The following is a 21,989-nucleotide window of genomic DNA, read 5'->3' on the forward strand; positions in this document are numbered from 1 at the left end:
TGGGAATTATTCACTTTACAGCAGAAATAAGCAAAATAATGCAACTATCAGCTTATCTCTACTGAGGTGAGGAGTATTTACTTATCTTGTTCCAACATCGCCAGCTTTTCATCTTCAAGCATTAACGCCATAGTGGCTATTTCAGATAAACTCTCGTCTAGTGCGTTAAAGAAGGTCACAAACCCTTCGCCTAGTTTATCTGGTTCAGGGTGGTTTGCTAGCGCCTGATCCCACATTGCAAAGGTGGTAAGCAAATCGAGAGTTGCTTCAAAATTATCAATAAACAATTGACCATCTTCGCTTTCATTTTCTTGTTGACCATCCGCTTGCAGTAGAAATTGTAAATCGCTGTGCCAAATTTCTTGATTCACGATATAAGCTGCAATATAGCCGCTACAAAAATCTTGCAGTGCTTGGCTTGGCTCATTGCTGTTTACTTCATTTGGATATAATTCGGCTAAAATCTTCTTTTGTTCAACTTGTGCTTCGGTCACATTATCGAGCAGCTCAATCATTGCATCGCGTGGCTCAGAATCCGTCATTAAGGTGTTGAATACCGCTTCATCATTATCAGCAATGTAATTGGCAAGCTCTGACTCTCCAAAAAACTCTGAACAGGCTAACAAACCAGACATATAGCCAAGCACTTGATCCAAACTCACTTGATTCGTTGCACTTTGACTGGCGAGATAGTTGTTAAAAACATCTGAACTTTGTTGATTGAGCATAACGTGCCTTTTCAATAATTTTAAATGGGTTTAGCTCTACACTAGCGAATCCACAAATTTTTGCAACAACTGAAATATTGTCAACTAGTTACCTGACTCAAAACAGGAAATACGCAACTCATTCTTGTGCCAATTCCTTGCGAGCTTTGAATATCAATTCGACCTTTATGTTCATGCACAATAGCATACACCATCGTCATTCCCATGCCGGTACCTTCTCCTACTGGTTTAGTAGTGAAAAAAGGATCATATATTTTAGCGATGGTCTCTGCTGACATACCAATGCCATTATCTTCAATGTCGATATATATGTGTTGCTCTAGCTCATAAACATTGATAGTAATTTTTGTTTGAGAGTCTTGATTATCGCAAGCTTGTTTAGCATTAATTAAAAGGTTAACAATTACTTGGCTAATAGCAGCTAGATTACACCAGCTTTGAGATATTGGGCTATATTGCGATTGCAAATGACAATTTCTTAATTGATTAGCAAGAAGTTTCACCGCACTTGTCACTGCATCTGTCATATCAGCAAACTGCATATCCTGACTTTTAGGGCGAGAAAAATTCAACAAGTTCGACACTATTTTACTAATCCGTTGCAAACCTTGTTCTGTATCATCAATTAAATCAGGTAAATCATCAGCAACAAACGCAAAAGAGTGTACTTGGTTTAGATCCACCAGCTGTTGATGAAAAGCCTCTTTGTCTATGTGATTTTCACTAAACTCGCTGCATAATTTCAGTAGCTTGCTGAAGAAACCACAGTAGCTTTTCAAACTATCAAGGTTACTCATACTATAAGCAAGCGGGTTATTAATTTCATGTGCGACTCCAGCACACAATGTGCCTAAAGTTGCCATTTTTTCAGCTTGAATAAACATAGCTTGATGATGCTCTAAATCAGCAACTTTTTGTTCAAGCTCACTATTAACAGCTACCAGAATCCGGCTTTTATCGGCAAGCAATTGTTCGGCCTCTTCTCTGGCCGCTTTCTCTAATAAATATGCTTGTTTAAAATCATCCATTTTAATCTCAAACTGTGTTTGTCTCTTTTAAAACCTAGCACAAGGCTTAATTTAAGGCTATGTTATTGATTAACGATGATTCATAGTAAAATGGCATGGCAGAGCAAATTAGCAAACAACATATTCAGGTTTTATGCATTGATGATGATGAAATAGTGCTGCGAACTCTTTTGCGGTTATTATCAGCTAACAATATCACCGTAAAAGCCTGCTCAGATCCCAAAGATGGACTTAAAACTCTAGCTAATTATAGTTTTGATGTAATTATCTGCGACATGCGTATGCCAAGCATGAATGGGGCTGAGTTTTTCGCGCAGGCACTCACCATTGCTCCTGAACCACAGCGCATTTTGCTAACCGGTTACTCAGATATAGAAAACACGATTGCTGCAGTCAATATCGGTAAAATTCATACTTACATACAAAAACCATGGCAAAACGAATTACTACTAAGCAATATAAATGATGCGATAGAAAAAACATCTTTGAAACGCCAGAATCAGCAGTTAGAGCAAAAAATTAAAGCGCAAAACAGCCAACTAAAAGAGCTAAACAACAACCTTGAGCAAATGGTAGAAAAGCGTACGTTACAAATTCGAAAAGTGCTCAAACAACTCGAAGAAGTCAACGAGCGTGAAAAACACGAGCACCGTACCACCTTCGAAATCTTATACAACTTTATAAACGCTAACCCCTACCTAGATGGTAACCAAGCGCAAAATATCGCCACAACTTGTAAGCAACTAGCACAAAGCCTTGGCTTAGAAAAACAGCGAATTGAAAGAGCAGAAATAACAGGTTATCTTGCACAAATTGGCTTGCTCGCCATGGAGCCTGAGCTTTATAAAAAGCCAACAAGAGAACTAACCGAAAACCAAAAAAAAATCTTTTACACCCACCCAAGTACCGCTCAGCTGATGCTTATGCCAGCGACCCATTTACATGATGTCTCTGAGGCGATTTATTACCAATTTGAACACTATAATGGGACAGGCCAACCTAAAGGCTTAAAAGGAAAAGAAATTCCGATAAAAGCTATGATATTAGCGGTAGCAAGAGATTTTTGGCTAGCAGTTGAACAATTCAAGAGCGCAGACGAAAGTGACTTTGAAAGAGCACGTGATCAACTACAGCTATATAGCGGAACCTATTATCACCCTAAAATTCTAGAAGCCCTTAACAGCATAGAAATTAAGTGTGCGAGCGATCAAAAAGTCGGCACTATGAAAATTCTTTCAGCACAAAACCTTAAAAATGGCATGGTGCTTGGTCACGCGCTCAGAAATTACGACGGTATTTTACTGTTGCCAAAAGGGCATGTATTTGGCCCTAAATCGATTAATAAACTGCAACAACTAGAATCGAAAAAACCGAACCCTTTCAGGATCATGATCAAAAATTAGCGAATAAAGTGATCACATAGCCAGCTTACTTCGTTACAATGTGATTTATATTACGATTACTTCATACAGGAGCACTCAGTGTCGCGATTTTCCGCCATTACCGATAAGCCGCACGACGGCCGATTCAACAAAAAAACGGGCATTTTACTGACCAACTTAGGGAGCCCAGACGCCCCTACTACCGCGGCACTTAGAACATATTTACGCGAGTTTTTATCAGACCCACGAATTGTCGAGATCCCGCGTTTCATTTGGATGATCATCCTTTATTGCTTTGTACTTACGTTACGCCCAAAACGTTCAGCAGCACTTTATAAAAGTATCTGGACTGAAAACGGCTCACCGCTTACTCATATTACCCGAGAGCAAAGCAAAAAGTTAGCAGCCCTTTTAAAAGACAAAGGACACCACGACACCGAAGTAGTTATGGCCATGCGCTACGGTAACCCTTCAATTGAAGCAGGCCTTGAAGAGCTGCGCGAAAAAGGTATCACTCGCGTGATTGTGCTGCCTATGTACCCGCAATATTCAAGCACCACGATTGGCTCAACATTTGATGCAGTATCAAATGTGCTTCGCAAGTGGCGCTGGGTGCCAGAGCTGCATTTTATTAATGGCTATCACGACAATCCGACTTACATTGATGCTCTAGCCGCTAGCATTAGCGAAGATCTAAATGCCCATGGCACGCCACAAAAGTTGGTGTTTTCGTACCATGGTACACCTAAACTGTTTTTAGAAAACGGCGACCCTTACTACTGTTTTTGTATGCAAACTACCCGTTTAGTGGCTGAGAAACTTGGCTTTGAAAAAGACTTTGCTGTAACAACCTTTCAAAGCCGTTTTGGTAAAGCTGAATGGTTGAAGCCATACACAGACGCAACCCTTGAAAGCTACCCTGCTGAAGGCATTAAAGACGTTGCAATTTTAAGCCCTGCGTTTAGTGCCGACTGTTTAGAGACACTAGAAGAACTCGAAGGCGAAAACCGCGAAAACTTTGAGCATGCAGGCGGTGAAAAGTACCGCTACATTCCTGCATTGAATACCCGCGATGACCATATCAATGCGATGTTTGAAGTGATAAAACCATTACTTAATTAACGAAAGGCCCTAGCTATTATATACAGTAACTAGGGCCTTTTTTAATATTGAAGCGTGTCACTAATCTTTGCGTGTCATAACCAAAGTCACCGTACCTGCAACAATTCCCCAAAATGCAGAACCAACCGAGAACAAAGTTAGATTAGACGCTGTGACCAAAAAGGTCACGATAGCGGCTTCGGTATAATACGCCTCAGTTAAAGCTTGCTGTAAGCTACTGGCAATAGTGGCAAATAGTGCGATACCCGCCAACGCCAAAATCAATGCCTGTGGCAAGCTTGCTACCAAACCAACCAAGGTTGCCGCGAGTAGCGCCATAATAATGTAAAACACCCCACCAGCAATGCTTGCCCAATAACGTTTTCTTGGATCTTTATCAGCCTCAGGGCTCATACAAATGGCAGCGGTGATAGCCGCTAGATTAATGGCATAGCCACCAAATGGTGCAATAAATACATTTAATAGCCCGGTTACATTTAACGCTGCCGACACAGGGGCTTTATAGTGATGCGCTTTTAATACAGCAATACCCGGTAAGTTTTGCGACGTCATAGTCACAATAAACAGCGGTAAACCAACACTTATCATGGCGTTTAAATCAAACTCAGGTGCAATGTAAGCAAACTCGCTCATTTTCCACTGCCAGCTAGAGGTATCAATTTGCCCAGTTACACCTGCTATTAAAAATCCCGCCACAACCACTGCGAGCATAGCAAAGCGTGGAAAGTAACGTTTTCCACATAAATAAACAGCCACCATTAACCCAATCACTAAAGGCAGCTCGTTCATAAAGTTGAACACATCAATACCAAAATTCACCAACACGCCTGCAAGCATTGCACAGGCCAGTTGACTTGGGATCTTATTCATCATTTTTTCGAACACGCCAGTAATGCCAGACAAAAACACCAGCGCAGCGGAGAACATAAACGCGCCAACAGCTTGATTTAAGCTATAGCCTTGGGCACTTGAAATAAGGAGTGCCGCTCCGGTTGTTGACCACGCGATAAGAATAGGCACCTTGTAGTAGTAAGACAACGCAATTGAGCTGACGCCCATAGCAAGACCAAGCATTAATACCCAGCTAGCAACCAAATCAGGTGTGCCACCTAACACCATAACGACCTGATAAATAAGTGCAATTGAGCTAGTAAAACCAATAATAACGGCCACTAACCCCGCAGTTGCTCGACTGATGAGCTGACTCATGTACACACACTCCTTGCAATTAAAAATCTACCATATCCTATGATTTGCCAGATGGCACTGTACACTTTTGTAGTATTTTAAGATTAATTTACTATACAGAAGAGGCATTTACTGCAATGCCAAACATTAACAAAATTTAATTTTCTCTCCACCTTCAAGCAATCCTTACTTAGTTAAACTGCAAACACTGACTAATTTAAGGACCAATCATGACAAAACTAATCAATCAAAATCGCCTATCTATTATTTCGTTAGCAACAATCAGTGCACTACTTTCAGGCTGTGGCAGTAGTAGTAAGAGTGAGGAACCGGTACAAAATACTCTCACTTTGCCAAGCTTATTAGTCGGTGAGGTAAGTGCGATATCAAGTAACAGTATTACAGTTAACCATCATCAAATAGCCACAAATAATGCTGACATTGAGGTGGATGACAACCACGCATTAATCAGCGATCTAAAAGTGGGTATGATGGTTGAAGTTGAAACAAATGGTAAAGAAGCAACTCAGATTGATTATGATCCAAGTTTTAAAGGGCCTGTTAGTATCAATGAACAAGGCGCTACAATTGCGGGCTTCAAGTTAAATAATTTAAATACCGAAAACCTTTCAAATGGTAGCCTGGTTGAATTAAGCGGTTATAACAATAGCCATAGTGAATTCACGGTTACCTACCAACAACCATTATCTAACAACGCAGAATTAGAACTCGAAGGTTTCATAACAAATCTAAACACTGCCTCTTATACTTTTAAACTAGGTGATTTAACTGTTCAATATCAACAGGCAGGCATCGACGGCGCATTAGAAAACAATCAATTCGTTGAAGTAGAGGGCCGCTTAGAAGGTAACTTATTAATGGCACAAGAGGTTGACGCTGAACATAACTTTACAGCTGATGACGATCTAGATACAGCGCTTTTTGGTACAATTACCTTCATCAACAATGACGCTTCCTTGGTTACCCTGAACAATCAATGGCAAGTGAGTATTACCGATCAAACTAAATTTGAAGATACCACTCGCGCTACATTAACCATAGGAGATACGATAGAAGTAGATGCCATCTGGCAGCAAGCTAATAATTGGTTTTTAGCCCACGAAATAGATCTGGAGAAAAGCCACACTTCGCCTAATTTAAGCAGTAATTTTAGTGTTTCTGGCTTTGCCAATTACAGCAATGGCAACATTATTATCAATGGCATCAGCTTGAAAATCACAAATAGCACCGTTTTTGAAGATGGGTTAACAGCAGATACTCTTTCAGGTGAATGGTTAGAGCTTGAAGGTCTTATTGATGGACAGAGCTATATTGTCAGTGAAATCGAACGTGATAACAGCAATGAACCTCTTGAATTAAAAGGCATAGTAACAGTAACTGAATCGCAACAGGCTAGTTTATTCGGCTACATCAGTGAAGATAACAGCTTAGCGAGTTTTACAGAACAATATGTTGATCTAGAATGCCAGTGGGTACAAGATAACATCGTACGTGCATGTAAGCTTGATGATTAACAACAAAATACAACAATGGCAGCACTAAACGTGCTGCCAAACTAATGTCGAAATATTATGAAAAAACTAGTTTTAACTTGCCTGTGCTTAATTTCTGGCCTTGCTTTTGCTGCAAGTTCAGCCATTTTTAATATGCTAGATTCAAGCACAGCCCCCGCCCCGACTGAAGTTTTATATAACATAGAACAGCACTATGCGAAAAATGCCGTTATTGTTGAGTTTGAGCTGGAAATTGAAAATGGTCAAAGCGTATTCGAAGTCACTTTATATGAAGCTAAAAAACAACGATTTATCGAATTACTTTTAGACAGTGCGGGAAAGGTAATAGAGCTTGAATATGAAGCTCCGGAGCTTGATGAACAAGAAGAAATAGCAGCTGCTAATTTGATGAGCCGTAAAGGTTACACATTACATGGCTTAGTAACACAACTAGATAGTGTGCCAACACACTACCTAATTGAAGCCCAATTAGAGCAAGACATGGGGATCACATACATGGTCGCCACATTCGTAACCAGCAAAGGGCGTCACAAAAAAGCGATTGATCTTGAGACGGGTAAGAACTTACCTTTGCTTCGTTGGGGCAATTAATGAAACTATTATTAGTTGAAGACGACCAGCAAAATCGCGAGTTTTTATACAAGGCTTTTATTGAGCAAGGCTACACATTAGATTGCGCAGAAGATGGTCAACAAGGGCTTATGCTAGCGACGTGTGAACATTACGACGCGATTATTCTAGATCGTATGCTTCCTAAGCTTGATGGTTTACAGGTATTGTTAGCATTAAGAGCAACCGGCAAAACAACGCCAGTATTAATACTATCAGCACTAGATAAAGTAGACGACAGAGTGACAGGTTTAAAAGCAGGCGGTGATGATTATCTAACAAAACCCTTCTCTTTTTCTGAATTAGCTATTCGAGTCGAAAACTTAATAAAACGGCATACCTTTCATGCCCCACTGAGCACTAAAATTAGTCTTGCCAATTTATCGCTCGACTACAGTAATCAACGAGTTGAAGTAAACACTAAAACTGTTAATTTACAGCCCAAAGAATTTAAATTGCTTAGGTATTTATTAGATCACCAAGACAAATTAGTCACCCGTACCTTATTGTTTGAATCGGTATGGGAATATCATTTTGATCCTGGCACCAACGTTATTGACGTGCATATTGCGAGGCTTCGTAAAAAGCTCACAGAAGCGTCCGCGCAATTAGAAATCGAAACTGTTCGCGGTGTCGGCTACCGCTTAAAAGCTAGTGAGAGTTAATGTACGAAAATAACCTACGTTTGTTCGACCCAAGAAAAAGCTCAGTTTGGCGTTTAACATTGGCCTTTGCAGCAATTACCGCTGTTACTTTATTACTTGCGATTACTTTAATCTACCAACTGTTACTTGGCGAGCAAAGCCGTCAAGTTGAACGGCGCCTTGATGCCGAAAAAACACGTATCGAAGCGCTCGCCTCCGAATTTGACAAGCAAAGCTTTTTTCAACAGCTTGATGTTTTCAGAAGCGAAGGTGATATTTTAATTTTTTGGCAGAGTGATTATGAACAAAGCCAGCAGCTAAGTTTTTTACCCGATAATATCCCCTCACTCCCTGAAACAGTTGTTTTTCCTGTTCTTGATACCGGACGAGGTCAAATACGCCTACTCACAACAGGCAAAGTTAAAACCGTTTATGGCAATATCGTGCTCGCCACTGCCACAGAGCATTTACAACGTTTAATCATCGATTTCAAATCAATCGCTAGTTGGACTTTTATCTTAGCAATAGCGTTAACAGGCTTGTTTGGTTACCTATTTTCTCGTCGACACTTGCGTCGTGTAAACTACTTCAATGCAACAGCCGAACAAGTCCAAAATGGCAACTTAAGCGCGCGTTTATCCCATAAAGATAAAGGTGATGAATTTGATCGTTTAGCAGCTCACATCAATACAATGCTCGATGCAGTAGAGGAAAATTTCGCTTTGGTACAGGGAATTACCGATAATATCGCTCATGATCTAAAAACCCCACTGACACGATTAAAACTTAATTTAGAGCAGCGTTTACAAAAGCTGCCAGAAATGGGCTACGAGCTTGAACAGCTCAATAGTATCATTAACACCTTTGACGCCATGCTAAAGCTCACACGTTTAGAACATGGACAGTTTCCGTTGCAGCTCGAAACAATTGATAGTAGTCAACTTGCCAATGATATTAGTGAAATTCTACAACCCAGTGCCGAACAAAACGGTCAATCAATTGATGTCGCTATTTCTTCATCTTGGCAATTAAGCGGTGATCGAAACCTGTTGTTTCAAGCAATTTTTAACCTAGTCGAAAATGCTATAAAGTACGCAGGTAAGGGCGCAACGATTAAAATAATAATTGCTGAAAAAAGTATATCAGTTGTCGACAATGGTAAGGGTGTCAACGAACATGATTTACAACAGCTCACAAAACGCTTTTATCGCAGCGATCCGGCGCGTCAAAAAGAAGGGTTTGGTTTAGGCCTTGCAACCGTACAAGCAATTTGCAACCGCCATTCACTCAACTTATTTCTAAGTTCAGAAAATGGCTTTTGTGCAAAAATAACCGAAGATTAAGCTGCGCTCTCAGCTGCTTTTTCTTGCGCTTCTGGTTTTGTGGGCTTATCAAAAATACCTAAACGAATGCGAATAAAGTGCAAAATCTCTTTGGCTACGTCAATACCCAACGCACCTTCTAAGCCTTCAAAGCCTGGACTTGAGTTTGCTTCACAAATTTTAAAGTGCTGCTCATCAAACAATAAATCGATGCCTGCTACATCAAGGTTGAGTACGTTCGCTGTTTGGGTTGCAAGCCATTCGATTTCTGGCGTAATAGGAAATGACTTACCTGTGCCACCTGCACTAACATTGGCTTTAAAGTTTTTACCCTGTGAGTTACGTTCCATACATGCAACAGCACGACCACCGATAGTAAGTACTCGCAAATCACGGCCATGACTGGACTTAACAAACTGCTGTAAAATGATGTTTGCTTGTGGATTTGCCGCTTCAATCAGCTGCATTAAGTCATCAAACTCTTCTTTTGATTTTGATAAAAATACACCACTCCCCTGCGAGCCCGATAAGGTTTTAATAACCACAGGAAAGCCAATTTGCTTTTCAACCAAATCAATATTCACCGGAAATTTAACCAACATGGTATTTGGCGTTGGTAAATTACACTCTGCAAGAATTTGCTGTGCAAATAATTTGTCTTTTACTGTTTCGATGGATTGCGAACTGTTAACACAGTACACACCTAAACGTTCAAGGTGGCGAATAATCGCTAGCGCAAAATAAGTTGTACTTGCCCCCATGCGAGGGATAACAAAATCGGGGAGCTCAACTGACTTACCATCAATTAAAATACTTTTACCGTCTTCACGGGTAATAGTCAGGTCAAATTGATCAGGCGAATAAACTTGTAAATCTATGCCCTCTTCTTCGGCTGCAGCAAGTAAACGTTCTACTTCATAGGTTTCTTGTTTTAACAAGCCTTGGCTATCTTTATAAATGATCCACCCGCGCATGCTTGGTACCTCTGGTCTTTGAGTTTCGGTGACAAAAAAACGCGGATTATGCTGAGCATTCAAAGCCGAGTAAAACAAATTAATTTTATCGACACGATAATAAAAACCACTACTTAGTGATTAACCATTGACCGGGTTGTTAACTTAAGGTAAAAACTAACAGTGAATTAACATAAAAACCCGTAAGAGAAACATGTGAACAGGACGCTTGCATTAATCTTCATTCTGCTACTTACAGCATTTGCACTGAATGAATGGCACATTCAAAGTGATGGTTTTAAAACAAAACCAAGCACACAGCAGTTTGTTGCCTCTTACAAAGCGCAGGCCGACCAAATAGCCCCACAGCCCATTGTGAACTTAACTGCGCCGCTTAATCAGCTATCTAATCATGCGCACGATTATCTATATAAACAAGGCCGTTTGCCTGACCAATTAGCAAACACCGCATTCAGCGAATTTGATTTAGACACCCTAAAAACCTTACAACCCGGCGATCACTTTATTTTAGTGATCGACGAATACCTCAGTTACACCGTCGAAATTAGTAACATTATTGAAGCCAGCAATGGCGATAGAAGTGTGTTTGGCAAAGTCAATGATCAAACTAAAGCAGGCCATCAAGCCGTGATGACCCTCACAGAAAACACCCTACAAGGCCAATTTGATGCCGGTAATCAAAGCTACAAGTTTCAAAGCCATGGTGAGTACGGGTGGGTAACGAAGTTGTAGGTAACGGGTGCGAGTCTGTAGCTGCGATTTTACATCGCGTCCAAGAACCTAAATCCTAGCATCAATTGTTTCCCCGTAGGACTGGCTTTAGCCGGGAATGGTTTGAGTAAGTGACGAGATACTAGGTGCGAGATAGGAGTCTGTAGCAGCCATTTTACATCGCGTCCAAGAACCTAAATCCTAGCGCCCAGTGACTAATGTATTAATTCGTAGGCGTGAAACTTGTTTCGCGCGAAATAAATTTCACGCCTACGGTATCGTATTTAGCCTTAGTAATGTGCTGGCACAAACTAACTCAAAGCTTACTGCTTCATAGCCGGCCACAAACTTGCGCCGTCGCTGTCGATTGGGCTTAAAATCTCAAGGCCTAGAATTTTAGCGATCAGCGGGTACACATCTAAATTACTTACTTCGTCTAAACGAAGGCCTTGTTTAAAGGCGGGGCCGGTGGCGATAAAGGTTGCGGCCATATCTTCGCTGTAAGCGTAACCATGAGTGCCTAGGTAACCAGCCATTTTACTGTCGGTAAACACACGAGGTGCGTCGGTTTGTAAAATAATATCGCCAACGCGCGGGCCTTTATTATAGTGATAATCGCGCTTTTGCTGCTCGCTTAGCACGACGTAACGACCATCTGCGGCTTTAGCAAGCTTTTTGCTGAACTCCTTGATGTCTGCTTTGCTATCTGGTTTTGCATAATATAAAACCCGAGGGCCAGTGTTTTGCACGATGAAGTTTTCATCTTGCGGCAAGCTATCAATTTTAATGCTAAGGCTTGGATCTACCGATGTCATTCCGTGATCAGACACAATCACCAAGTTAATGTTTTCATCAAGCGCTTTTAAACGGCTCGATAAATCAGCCATTAAACTATCGAGCTTTTGCACTGCGTCATAAGTCTCTTTGGCATCTGGGCCAAACTCATGCCCCATGCTATCCACCAGCGAAAAGTAGCTTACAACCAAACGTGGACGCTGCGCTTTTGGTAAGCTCAACCACTGAATAATTTGATCAACACGCTTTTGGTAATCACTGTGTTTTGAATAATGATAAAAGTAATCAGGCAACATACCGTTAAAGCGCGCATCTGATTCAGGCCAAAAATAGGTTGCGGCTTTTAAGCCCTGCATTTGCGCTAGGTTCCAAAGCGGAATACCACTCACCCAAGTGCTATCGTCTTTCCCTTTCCCCATTTTGTAACAGTCGTTGCGCTCAGTATCACAAAAGCGGTTCTCGACAATGCCATGATTAACCGGCAACAAGCCGGTAATAATCGACAAATGATTCGGGAAGGTTTTGGTCGGGTAAACAGGACGCATTTTGCTAGCTCGTACGCCCTGCTCACTGATTGCTTTTAAATGTTTTGCATGGTGTTTTTCAATATAATCCCAACGAAAGCCATCTATCGAAATAAGGACCACAGATTGCTCTTGCTCCGCTTTTACAGCCGAGCTAAACATTAATATACCCGCTAAAACTAATTGCCAAATACGCATGCGAAACCCTTTAGTTCAATTTGTTAATTTGCTCAGAAACGTTACCAAACTGTTTTGAAAATTTTGTGATCATGCTCTCAAGCTTTTTCACACTACGCTTTAAACGTGAGCCGTTTATTAGGCTATAAATAAAGCCCCAAACGCCTGTAACCACACTTAATACAATAAACACAGCAACCGGAAGCCCATCTAAATGTTCGACCACTTGCGGGTAATTATTGAGTAAATCAATCCCGGCCTCTGGTACGAGTGTATTTATCAACGGGTAAAAATCTTGAGCATCAAAGTACCACGCTAGCCCTATTGACGTAAGGCCAAGCAGTACCATACGGTTAAAACCATGTACCATACCAAAGCTACGTACTGATGAGTTGCCATAGGCAATGTCTTTACTCACATTAACCGCATACTCTCGGTAATACTTATAATAACGCTTTGTGTCTACACTGCTGTAGGCGTAATACACCCAATCGCCGATATCAACTGAGCCCAATAAATCTTCACCGGCTTTAAAAACAAACGGCTCACTTGTGGCCGTTTCAAGCATAATTTCGCCTTTTAAAGTCGTGCTACGATTGCGATATACCTCTACGCGCTCTTTTACATCGCTACCCACATACATGCCACCTCGATAGGTGGTTGTTGTTTCAGTGGTGGTTACTGTTTCACGTGTTTCATTGGCATGTGCGCTTTGCTCTTTTTCTAATACTTTACCAAGCACAGCACGATGACGAATAGTGCCTTTTTCGTTACGTGCCCAAACATTTTTATGCACGTAATCGTTTTCATACGCAAGACTATATTCATCCATAATGGCATGCTCAAGCTCAGCGATACTAGTTGGTTTGGTTATAGTTGGCTCTAACGCTTTTTGAATGCTAATAGCTTGCTCATCATCTTTTGCAAGCGACTGTTCGTTAGCAGCAATCGCTTCAACATGTTGCTTAGCACCACAGCAATAGCAATGTGCCGCATCTTGGCTGATACGCTGCTGGCAAGAGATACAAATAACATCTGACTTACTCGGTGTTCTTGCCAGCATGTTATAACCCAATTGATTTAGGGTGGTCGATAGCATCACATCTGTTGCCGCTAAAATCGCATCATACTTTGCTTCTTGTTTGGCTTTGGCTTTTTTATGGTAGTTTTGCTCTGCCATAAACACCCCAATTGCCACAGGCAATGACGCAAGTAGCGCAGGCAAAAACTCAAGCTTTGCAGCGAACAACATGATTAAGAATGTAATAACACTTAGCACCAGCCACAATATCGTTCCACCAGTGTAGTTTCGGCTAATGGTTTTGTCCCAGCTGCGATATTGTTGATCGGCAAAATGCACAATCACAACTGGCATAAAGCGGTCATTTTTAACTACCCGCCTAGCATTGCCATCAGCAATGCGATAATTAAGCGTTAACGGTGTTTCCTGAAAAGCAGTGATCACATTACCCTTTTGTAGGTTAGCAATCACATCTTTTTCAGCATCAACACTAAACTCATGAATAATGCCGTCTTTGTCTTCTACTTCTAGCCACCAATAACCATATAACATGTTGTCGTTATTGGTTTTATAGCGGCGCTTATAGTAATACATTGACTTCACAACACCTGTGATCGTACTCGCTTGTGGCGCATAATTTTTTACATCAACCAGCAAGTCAGGGCTGAGTTCTTCAACCGTGTGCATTTGTCTTTTTTGCTCAAGAGCTTCTCCACAGTCACAACAGTGAAGATCGGTGGCATACACCGTAGTTTGGCAATGTTGCATTTTCATTCCTTGCTTAATTAATTGCTTAAATCAATGGTTAATGTTTGTTCGCCAGCATCTACTTGGTGCCAACGTCGATACGTTTTATGCCCAGGCGCCGACACTTGAATATCATAAGCACCCGTTTTTAAAGTCATGCCAGGGCGGTATTTAGGGCCTATATTCATAATGCGAATAGTGGCATTCGCCGGATTTGTGATAACGGTAAGTTTAGTTTTTTGCTCAACCAGATATTGTCTGCGCTGTTGCTGCTCAGCACTTAAGTTGGCATCGCCATGACGCAAAATATCAACCTTAGCTAAAGCATGGCTCAGCGGGCTAAAGTTCTCGTAAATATGCAGTTTTTCTTCAAACTTTAAACCAAGAGGATGCAGTAAAGGCTGGGCATGTAAGGTCCAACGAATCGCATAACTAAACACCGGATTACTCGACTCATCGACCTTGTCTAAAAAGTAGTTAACAGGGCTTTGGTCGTCTTCGGTAAAGGTGTTATGCACAAACATTACTGGCACTATCAAAATCAGCGCTGGCATAATCAGCTTTTGCAAAACAGATACAGCAGTGGTTGGTTGCTTTTCTTGCTGAGGTTTAATCAATTGCCATAGCTTTAACGGCAGCTTGCTAAAGGTTAAGCAAATCAAAAACAGTGACAGCGACATCGAAATAGGCGGAATAATCACCGAACGGAGTGCTTGTTTACCGTACTCAGCATACTCGCCACCATCTGCAAATTTACCTTCTGAGCTATTAAGCATAGCTAGGTATTTGTCGGTGCGTTTTGCAATGTTTGGATCAAGCACCTTGTCTTTAAAGTTCTTTTTGTTCCAATCGGCGCGAATGTTTTTTACGTATAAATCGCCCATTCTGTCGGCAATTTTAGCTTGAATTTGCGGGTGTAACTGAAACGCAACCCAGCTTAAGTTTGGCTCTAAGCTCATGCCACGTTTACGCATTTCGCTTTGCCATTGTGCATTCGCTTCGTTGGTAACTTTGGTTGCGACTGCATTAGCAAACGCTTGGCGTTGATTCACATTCCAATTGCTTTCAAGTTGTAAACCTTTACTAGCAAAGTGTGCTCTAAGCTTGTTTTGCGTTGTTTCGTGAGTACGAAACGCCACTAAGTTTTCAACCGTAAACGGGTAACCTGTCTCGCTAACAAACATCTTATGAAAGTTCGGATGCTGTAAAAAACGCAGTTGATAATGATCGGGATCATCGGTGTATTTGTAGCGTTTATCCTTAAGACCACCATCGCCACCGGTTGCTAAACTTGCCGCTTGCAGAGCTGTATAAACACCGCCAGTGAGCACCCCCATCAAAATAGTGCCTGCGGCATTTTCTGCAGCCGAGATTTCTTCTTCGATAAGCCAGTAATCAGGCTCTATATAGCCAATACCCGCTTTTAAAATAGTGCTTCGGTAGTCTGCTGCTTCGCGCTCATAGCAGCGATTACGGCGATCTTTTTCGCTGCTCTTATCATAACGCTCACGGCATTTAGCGATACTGTGATGGTAATCATAAATCTTAGGGCCATACTTTTGCGCTCGTGCCGATGCTTTGGCGATGTGGGCTTTTTGTGCTTGCTGATACTTGCTCCAGCCACTGTTGATCTCTTGCTCAACTTGCTGCCAATAACCTTGTTCACGTTCACCTATTCCAGCCAAAGTGTTGTTATACTTTTTACTGCCATCAGCATAGGCTTTGTATTTAACCACCAGCTCATCATATAGCTGGCTGTAGTTTTTATAATGTTTATCAAAATCTTGATACGCTTTCTTCTGCACAAAAGCAGCGATGATCTTACGTTTATCTTGCTCTAAATTATCTGAAAGTGCGGCATCGCTATACAGTAAGCCACCAAATAGCGCCAAAAAGGTTAAGTTCTCTGAACTATGTAATTGCTCAGGGTTATAATCGAGATCATTCACTTTAATTGAGTTAATCGCCAGTGCATCACGCAGTGCTGCACTGTAGGTAGCAAACTGGCGCTGCTCTGCGGTTGAAGGCTCAATTAAAGTTTTTTCAATGGCATACTTTTGACCAAAAAACACCACCGGCCAAACTAAACACAATAAAGCGATAAACGAGATAATGCCACGGCCTACTTTGGCAACCATGGCTTTAGGTAAAAAGTCAGCTAACAGCAGTGCAACACCTACTCCAGATACAGCTCGGCCATAAATTTCGAGGTGTTCAAGGTCTTCAGCAGAAGGCGTTCCTAAACCGACTAAAGAGACTAACTGGGCATTAAAAATTGCTTCGGGTAATAAATATAAAGTAGCTAAAACAAATAGCAAGCAGCGCCACCAAAACGGCTTTATTAAATCAGTCATAGTATTGTTCTTATTGTTTTTTACGTAGTTCTAGTTCAACAGCAGGATCTGTTTCTAGGCTAAAGTCTTCATCGGCTTGGCGAGTCCCTATTTCTAAATTAGGCGCTGAAGGAGTCGATGTTACTTTGGGAATATAAGTTTGTGCTTGCGTTGATTTAAGCGTGCCGCCCACCGCAGGATAAAGCTGATTCGCTTTATAAGCATACAGCTCATCTAAGCGTTCTAAATCAAGGTCTGCGGGCATACTAGCAATTAACTTAGCTTCTGGGTCATCACTAAAAAACGGCTGCATTTTTGGCAACTCGAACACAGAACAAAAACCATATACGGTGTCGTCCATGATCACCGAGTCTGGACGCAGCGAACGTGACTGCGCTAATAAGCTACGCTCATGGTAGTCGTGGCCGTTAATAGAATAAGTGGCAATCATAATACCGCGCGCTTTAGCAACTGGTTTCAAGCGAGCTGCACTTTGCTTGTAATGACGAATATCAAGCACATAGCCAAAGTTACGTTTTAGCTGCTTTGCCAATTTATCAAGTTTAACAGGGCTGTCGTAACGCTTTTCACGATGGTAACGATTTCCAAGTGCTTGCAAGCTTTCAAGTTCTTCTTTGTTACGCTCATAAATAGGATCACTCCCAGCACCGCGTTTTAGATCACTTGCTAGCTTATTCATTGAGGCTTTTGCCGGTGATTGAATAAATGCCAAGTAAATGTCTGGGTTAATATCGCGCATACGAGTAAGGTTGCGCATTTCTAAGCTACTAAAAAAGTAGTTTCCGCCGCCAACAAACTCATATGCCAAGTAATCAAGCATTTTTAAATCGTTAACTGAGGCCTTTGATTTTATTTCGATATTCAGTTTTTGATGGGGTTTACGATAGCGCGCAAACGTAGCTGCTAGCTCTCTAAATGATGGCGGCATTTTATCGGTAAGTAGCCCAGTATCTTGATTACGATGACGTAAATAGCCCCACTCTTTTTTGTAGTTCATCGACTCAATTTTACGACGCTTATTATCAACCGTGCCTGTTTCGCGGCCGGTGCGAGCATCATGATGCACAACCCACACATCATCACGGGTAATACGCACGTCAATTTCAACAACATCAAAGTTGTTGTCGATAGCATCAATTACTGCGTTAAGCGAGTTTTCGGCGTAGCGAATTGAGCCACGGTGACTTTGTAAATTAAAGTTACTGCATTGCCTCGTTGTAGCGTAATTGATATTACCTAGCTGACTTTCGTAAAAACCACGGGCGCGGAGTGCATCCTGTTTGGCCTTAATGGCATTTTTTTCGACTACTGTTAAGGTGTTTTCAGTACTTGTTTCAGGGGTACTTTTACAAGCAGTTAAACCAATACAATACAAAAGAATACTGGCTAGCAGCCATGTTTTTTTAGACAGAGTTTGCATCATTGCTATACAGCCAAAAGGCTTTCCTTTCTAATTCAAGATAATGAAGAAGTGCGTGAAACTGAATAATATATGAATAAAGGACTTAATTTAAAGTAATAACTTTAATAAAAATGAATATTTTAATTTAAGATACAAGCTGTTAGATTAAATTTAATAACTAGCAAAGTTTTGCTAACAACATATAAAAGCCCGATTTTTACCGCTTTGTGGGAACGAAAAATGATCGATTTTGGTAAAAAAATTACCCCAGCACGCGAAATGCGTTCTACCAATAATTTACACACTGCGCTTGAAAGTGATCGGGGTCGTATTATTAACAGTGCAGCAATTCGCCGCTTACAACAAAAAACCCAAGTATTTCCACTTGAGCGCAATGCCGCAGTGCGTTCACGGCTGACTCACTCGCTTGAAGTGCAACAGGTAGGCCGCTTTATTGTGCAAACCATTTTTAATAAGCTCAGTGATGCAAAGCAAAAAGAATATGGCCTAGCTGGACTTGAGCGGCCACTAGAAAGCCTCGTTGAAATGGCCTGCCTAATGCACGATATTGGCAACCCACCGTTTGGTCACTTTGGCGAAGCAGCCATTAATCAGTGGTTCGAGAAACACTTAGACTCACTAACCCCAGAACGCTGTAAAAGCATTGGCATCAGCGTGATTTTTAAACACTTAGCCCAAGATATAAAAAGCTTTGAAGGTAATGCCCAAGGTATTCGTATAATTCATTCATTACTTTCACTAAATTTAACCTACAGCCAAAGTGCCGGAATTTTAAAATATACCCGCCCGGCCAGCATGGCAAAAAAAGACAGCCCACAAGATAAAAACTACTTGATGAAAAAAGTGGGTTACTATTTTAGCGAAAAGCCTTTTGTTGAAGCACTGCAAAATGAGTTAGAGATTGAACAATATTGCCGCCATCCTGCAAGCTACATTATGGAAGCCGCTGACGATATTTCGTATTGTTTAGCCGACATAGAAGATGCGGTCGAAAAAGGCATTATTAGTGTCGAGTCGCTCTGCGACAAGCTAAAAGAGCAATACACCCGCACACTCACAAACCTAACCATAGACGATACCAAACACAGCGACTTTGCCGAAAAAGCCATTGATTATGCGTTAAGTAAAGCACAAGAGCAGCCATACAATTTTAACAGCGAATTTTTTATTTACCTGCGTGTGACCTTGCTTCATCCATTAGTGAGCTACGCAGCAGAACGGTTTATCAGCAACATAGAAGCCATTTACCATGGTGATTTTAATCAAGCGTTATTAGAAGATCGTAGCCATCTGCACGCCGTCACGCTCACCTTAAAACAAGTGGCATTAAAGCACGTTTTTTGCCACAAAGAGGTAGAGCGCTTAGAGCTGCAAGGTTATCGAATCATTAGCGGTTTACTTGATTGCTACAAACCCTTACTTGCCCTTGACGCCGATGCTTTTAAACGGGTTTTAAAAGGCGATCAACACTACTTAATTGAAACTCGTCTGGTGAAAAAACTATCTAATAAACATTTAAATAGCTATCAAAAAGCCATTGATGCCCTAAAAGCCGAACCGGATCATTTTACCGCCTACGAGTTCTATTATCGCTGCCGCTTAATTCAAGATTACATCAGCGGAATGACCGACCAATTTGCTTATGACGAATACCGAGCGCTCATGGTGATCGATTGACTTTGCTATTTCGCTGAAATTATTTAATGAATGTGGATAAATTGCCCTACTGGGCTTAGAATTAACTCATTGTTTGGGTAACCAGATAAACCTTACTGGTCAGGAAACTATGCCAATTATAAAAACAACTTTATTACTATTACTTGCAAGTCTGAGCTTTACATCAAAAGCACAGTACAACGAAGCTATGTGTATTTTGTTAAAGCAACAAATGCATGAGTATCGTAACAACACTAGTAACAAAAATTATCGTTCAGCTGCCAGAAATTACGAAAAAAATTGCCAAAATCCTACCCCACTCAATAATGGTTCAAACCTTAAAGTTCAGCAACAGCCAACACAACCCGTTGAACCAGTAATTCAGAGTAAAAGCACCCGCTCAACTCAACATTCAGGAGCAATACAAGGTACACCTGAAGAACCAACACAGCCTACAGTTGAGCAAGCATCAGAGATTATTGAGCCGCAACAGCCTGCAGAACAATTACAAATAGAGCCAGAACCACTAGAAACGCAAAATACACAGCTAACACCACCAGTGCAGCAAACAGAAGAGCCCGCTGACGTTGATCGCATTATAATCTCTGATACCCCGACAGAAACTGTGGCCGAGCCTGTAACCTCTCCTGTGATGGAACAACAGCTTGATAACGCAGCGCCTGACAGTTCGCAAAACAGTGAAACTACAGATGTAAGAAAAGCTGTCGAGGCAGAACCTGTTGAGCCAGCATTTACACCGGAGCCTGCTGCTCCTTATGAAAGTGAAAATAGTTCATCAAGCTCATTATTAATGCCAAGTTTAATTGTCTTGCTAGTACTACTTATTGCAGGCTTAGTGATTGTTCGTATTCGTCAAAATAAAAATACTGATGCAGACTCAGAGCTTGAGCAAAGCTTAATGCAAGCTAAAGCCCTAAAAGCAGCGGCCCAAGCGCAAGCTTCAGCAGAAAAAGAAGCCGAAGAACTTCAAGCAGCAACGGCTGCCGTTCTAAATGAAAACTCAGAGCAGTCACAGCAAGACACTGATTCATTTCCTGACTTCACAAACGAATTAACCGAGAAAAATGATAACGACGATCTCTCTGAACTAATGCACTTTAGTGCACAGCATGATAGTGAAAAGCCACAAACCCCATCTGCACAAACAGCTGATGATTTTGCTGACGCCAAGCAATTTAATGATCTTGAACTTGGTTACGACGATAAAGACGTAAACGACTCTGATGACGACTTCTTAGATGAGCAACGAGGCCTAGAGCAAGAGCTAAAATTAGCGAGCCTTGCTTCATCTTACAGCATCAATGAAGAAACAGCTCCAAAAGCAGAGGAATCTAAACAAGATGAACCTGAACTAGAAGAACCGAGAGATTCCGCTTCGTCATCATTCGGCTTTGATGAGTACACAACAAAAGAACCAATTGCCGACGACGAGCCAGTTTTAACTGAGATAGAAGAGCTAGAAAAACCTGAAATCGATAAGCTTGAGAAACCTGAGATTGACGAGCTAAGCTTTACGAGTTCGTCATCATTCGGCTTTGATGAGTACACAACTAAAGAACCAATTGCCGACGACGAGCCTGTTTTAACTGAGATAGAAGCGCTAGCAAAACCTGAAATTGATGAACTTGAGAAGCCAGAGATTGACGAGCCAAGCTTTACAAGTTCTTCATCATTTGGTTTTGATGAGTATAAAGCTAAAGAACCTATTGCTGACGATGAACCAGTGTTAGCTGAAATCGAAGCGCTAGAAAAACCTGAAATCGATGAGCTTGAGAAACCTGAGATTGACGAGCCAAGCTTTACAAGTTCGTCATCATTTGGTTTTGATGAGTATTCAACAAAAGAACCTATTGCTGACGATGAACCAGTGTTAGCCGAGATAGAAGAGCTAGAAAAACCGGAAATCGATGAGCTTGAGAAACCTGAGATTGACGAGCCAAGCTTTACGAGTTCGTCATCATTTGGTTTTGATGAGTATTCAACAAAAGAACCTATTGCTGACGATGAACCAGTGTTAGCCGAGATAGA

16 protein-coding genes and 1 pseudogene are annotated in these 21,989 nt (G+C 41.3%); 9 read left to right on the forward strand and 8 right to left on the reverse strand.

Annotation, left to right across the window (positions count from 1 at the left end):
• Window positions 1-77: 77 nt before the first annotated feature.
• Both ISP07_RS16270 and ISP07_RS16275 read right to left on the reverse strand, forming a co-directional pair.
• Window positions 78-728 carry a UPF0149 family protein gene (locus ISP07_RS16270; protein WP_138599362.1) on the reverse strand — a complete coding sequence of 217 codons (651 nt, stop codon included), beginning with the start codon at window positions 726-728 and terminating at the stop codon, window positions 78-80.
• 80 nt (window positions 729-808) lie between these two features.
• Window positions 809-1,756: a sensor histidine kinase gene (locus ISP07_RS16275; RefSeq protein ID WP_209328242.1), complete on the reverse strand. Its 948-nt coding sequence runs from the start codon at window positions 1,754-1,756 to the stop codon at window positions 809-811.
• Window positions 1,757-1,851: 95 nt separating this feature from the next.
• Between ISP07_RS16275 and ISP07_RS16280 the strand changes: the two genes are divergently transcribed.
• On the forward strand, window positions 1,852-3,159 hold the full coding sequence (locus ISP07_RS16280) for an HD domain-containing phosphohydrolase (protein WP_209328243.1): 1,308 nt from the start codon (window positions 1,852-1,854) through the stop codon (window positions 3,157-3,159).
• A 78-nt stretch (window positions 3,160-3,237) separates the two neighbouring features.
• Entirely contained in the window at window positions 3,238-4,260 is a 1,023-nt protein-coding gene (gene hemH, locus ISP07_RS16285; protein WP_209328244.1) for a ferrochelatase, read from the forward strand.
• A 60-nt stretch (window positions 4,261-4,320) separates the two neighbouring features.
• On the opposite strand, the gene ISP07_RS16290 is transcribed toward hemH, so the two are convergent.
• Entirely contained in the window at window positions 4,321-5,469 is a 1,149-nt protein-coding gene (locus tag ISP07_RS16290) for a benzoate/H(+) symporter BenE family transporter (protein WP_054553441.1), read from the reverse strand.
• A 209-nt stretch (window positions 5,470-5,678) separates the two neighbouring features.
• Between ISP07_RS16290 and ISP07_RS16295 the strand changes: the two genes are divergently transcribed.
• From ISP07_RS16295 to ISP07_RS16310, 4 genes are read left to right on the forward strand one after another with little or no spacing between them, the layout of a single operon-like run.
• A complete protein-coding gene (locus ISP07_RS16295; RefSeq protein WP_209328245.1) occupies window positions 5,679-6,983 on the forward strand; it encodes a DUF5666 domain-containing protein in 1,305 nt (434 codons plus the stop codon).
• Between the two features lie 57 nt (window positions 6,984-7,040).
• Window positions 7,041-7,574, forward strand: coding sequence for a hypothetical protein (locus ISP07_RS16300; RefSeq protein WP_209328246.1), 534 nt, complete (start codon window positions 7,041-7,043; stop codon window positions 7,572-7,574).
• A complete protein-coding gene (locus ISP07_RS16305; RefSeq protein WP_054553438.1) occupies window positions 7,574-8,257 on the forward strand; it encodes a response regulator transcription factor in 684 nt (227 codons plus the stop codon). Before ISP07_RS16300 ends, ISP07_RS16305 begins: the two co-directional genes overlap by 1 nt.
• Complete coding sequence (locus ISP07_RS16310) at window positions 8,257-9,579, forward strand: ATP-binding protein (RefSeq protein WP_138619795.1); 1,323 nt, start codon at window positions 8,257-8,259, stop codon at window positions 9,577-9,579. The genes ISP07_RS16305 and ISP07_RS16310 overlap by 1 nt, the downstream gene beginning before the upstream one ends.
• Here the strand turns inward: ISP07_RS16310 and ISP07_RS16315 are convergent.
• Window positions 9,576-10,532: an ATP-grasp domain-containing protein gene (locus ISP07_RS16315; protein ID WP_187489854.1), complete on the reverse strand. Its 957-nt coding sequence runs from the start codon at window positions 10,530-10,532 to the stop codon at window positions 9,576-9,578. The genes ISP07_RS16310 and ISP07_RS16315 overlap by 4 nt on opposite strands.
• Window positions 10,533-10,727: 195 nt before the next feature.
• Between ISP07_RS16315 and ISP07_RS16320 the strand changes: the two genes are divergently transcribed.
• Window positions 10,728-11,264 (forward strand): hypothetical protein, encoded by a 537-nt coding sequence (locus ISP07_RS16320; RefSeq protein WP_209328247.1) that lies wholly within the window; start codon window positions 10,728-10,730, stop codon window positions 11,262-11,264.
• 302 nt (window positions 11,265-11,566) lie between these two features.
• On the opposite strand, the gene ISP07_RS16325 is transcribed toward ISP07_RS16320, so the two are convergent.
• The 4 genes from ISP07_RS16325 to ISP07_RS16340 are packed head-to-tail and all read right to left on the reverse strand — an operon-like array spanning window position 11,567 to window position 18,284.
• Entirely contained in the window at window positions 11,567-12,760 is a 1,194-nt protein-coding gene (locus ISP07_RS16325) for an alkaline phosphatase family protein (RefSeq protein ID WP_209328248.1), read from the reverse strand.
• Window positions 12,761-12,770: 10 nt separating this feature from the next.
• A complete protein-coding gene (locus ISP07_RS16330; protein ID WP_209328249.1) occupies window positions 12,771-14,528 on the reverse strand; it encodes a hypothetical protein in 1,758 nt (585 codons plus the stop codon).
• A gap of 17 nt (window positions 14,529-14,545) precedes the next feature.
• Window positions 14,546-16,861 carry a PEGA domain-containing protein gene (locus tag ISP07_RS16335; RefSeq protein ID WP_209328250.1) on the reverse strand — a complete coding sequence of 772 codons (2,316 nt, stop codon included), beginning with the start codon at window positions 16,859-16,861 and terminating at the stop codon, window positions 14,546-14,548.
• 10 nt (window positions 16,862-16,871) lie between these two features.
• The gene (locus tag ISP07_RS16340) at window positions 16,872-18,284 is read right to left on the reverse strand and encodes a glycerophosphodiester phosphodiesterase (protein ID WP_228290655.1); all 1,413 of its coding nucleotides are present in this window, start codon (window positions 18,282-18,284) and stop codon (window positions 16,872-16,874) included.
• 219 nt (window positions 18,285-18,503) lie between these two features.
• Between ISP07_RS16340 and dgt the strand changes: the two genes are divergently transcribed.
• Both dgt and ISP07_RS16350 read left to right on the forward strand, forming a co-directional pair.
• Window positions 18,504-19,961, forward strand: coding sequence for a dGTPase (gene dgt, locus ISP07_RS16345; RefSeq protein WP_209328251.1), 1,458 nt, complete (start codon window positions 18,504-18,506; stop codon window positions 19,959-19,961).
• Window positions 19,962-20,070: 109 nt separating this feature from the next.
• Window positions 20,071-21,989 (forward strand): annotated as a pseudogene (locus ISP07_RS16350) (hypothetical protein); the annotation flags it as partial.

Origin of the sequence: Pseudoalteromonas sp. PA2MD11, from assembly GCF_017808125.1 — a bacterium.
Lineage (GTDB): Bacteria > Pseudomonadota > Gammaproteobacteria > Enterobacterales > Alteromonadaceae > Pseudoalteromonas > Pseudoalteromonas simplex.

Excerpts from the sequence above, each read along its gene's own strand:
- ISP07_RS16270 (WP_138599362.1), bottom strand. The coding sequence starts at position 728 with ATGCTCAATCAACAAAGTTCAGATGTTTTTAACAACTATCTCGCCAGT.
- ISP07_RS16275 (WP_209328242.1), bottom strand. The coding sequence starts at position 1,756 with ATGGATGATTTTAAACAAGCATATTTATTAGAGAAAGCGGCCAGAGAA.
- ISP07_RS16280 (WP_209328243.1), top strand. The coding sequence starts at position 1,852 with ATGGCAGAGCAAATTAGCAAACAACATATTCAGGTTTTATGCATTGAT.
- ISP07_RS16290 (WP_054553441.1), bottom strand. The coding sequence starts at position 5,469 with ATGAGTCAGCTCATCAGTCGAGCAACTGCGGGGTTAGTGGCCGTTATT.
- ISP07_RS16295 (WP_209328245.1), top strand. The coding sequence starts at position 5,679 with ATGACAAAACTAATCAATCAAAATCGCCTATCTATTATTTCGTTAGCA.
- ISP07_RS16300 (WP_209328246.1), top strand. The coding sequence starts at position 7,041 with ATGAAAAAACTAGTTTTAACTTGCCTGTGCTTAATTTCTGGCCTTGCT.
- ISP07_RS16305 (WP_054553438.1), top strand. The coding sequence starts at position 7,574 with ATGAAACTATTATTAGTTGAAGACGACCAGCAAAATCGCGAGTTTTTA.
- ISP07_RS16310 (WP_138619795.1), top strand. The coding sequence starts at position 8,257 with ATGTACGAAAATAACCTACGTTTGTTCGACCCAAGAAAAAGCTCAGTT.
- ISP07_RS16315 (WP_187489854.1), bottom strand. The coding sequence starts at position 10,532 with ATGCGCGGGTGGATCATTTATAAAGATAGCCAAGGCTTGTTAAAACAA.
- ISP07_RS16325 (WP_209328248.1), bottom strand. The coding sequence starts at position 12,760 with ATGCGTATTTGGCAATTAGTTTTAGCGGGTATATTAATGTTTAGCTCG.
- ISP07_RS16330 (WP_209328249.1), bottom strand. The coding sequence starts at position 14,528 with ATGCAACATTGCCAAACTACGGTGTATGCCACCGATCTTCACTGTTGT.
- ISP07_RS16335 (WP_209328250.1), bottom strand. The coding sequence starts at position 16,861 with ATGACTGATTTAATAAAGCCGTTTTGGTGGCGCTGCTTGCTATTTGTT.
- ISP07_RS16340 (WP_228290655.1), bottom strand. The coding sequence starts at position 18,284 with ATGATGCAAACTCTGTCTAAAAAAACATGGCTGCTAGCCAGTATTCTT.
- dgt (WP_209328251.1), top strand. The coding sequence starts at position 18,504 with ATGATCGATTTTGGTAAAAAAATTACCCCAGCACGCGAAATGCGTTCT.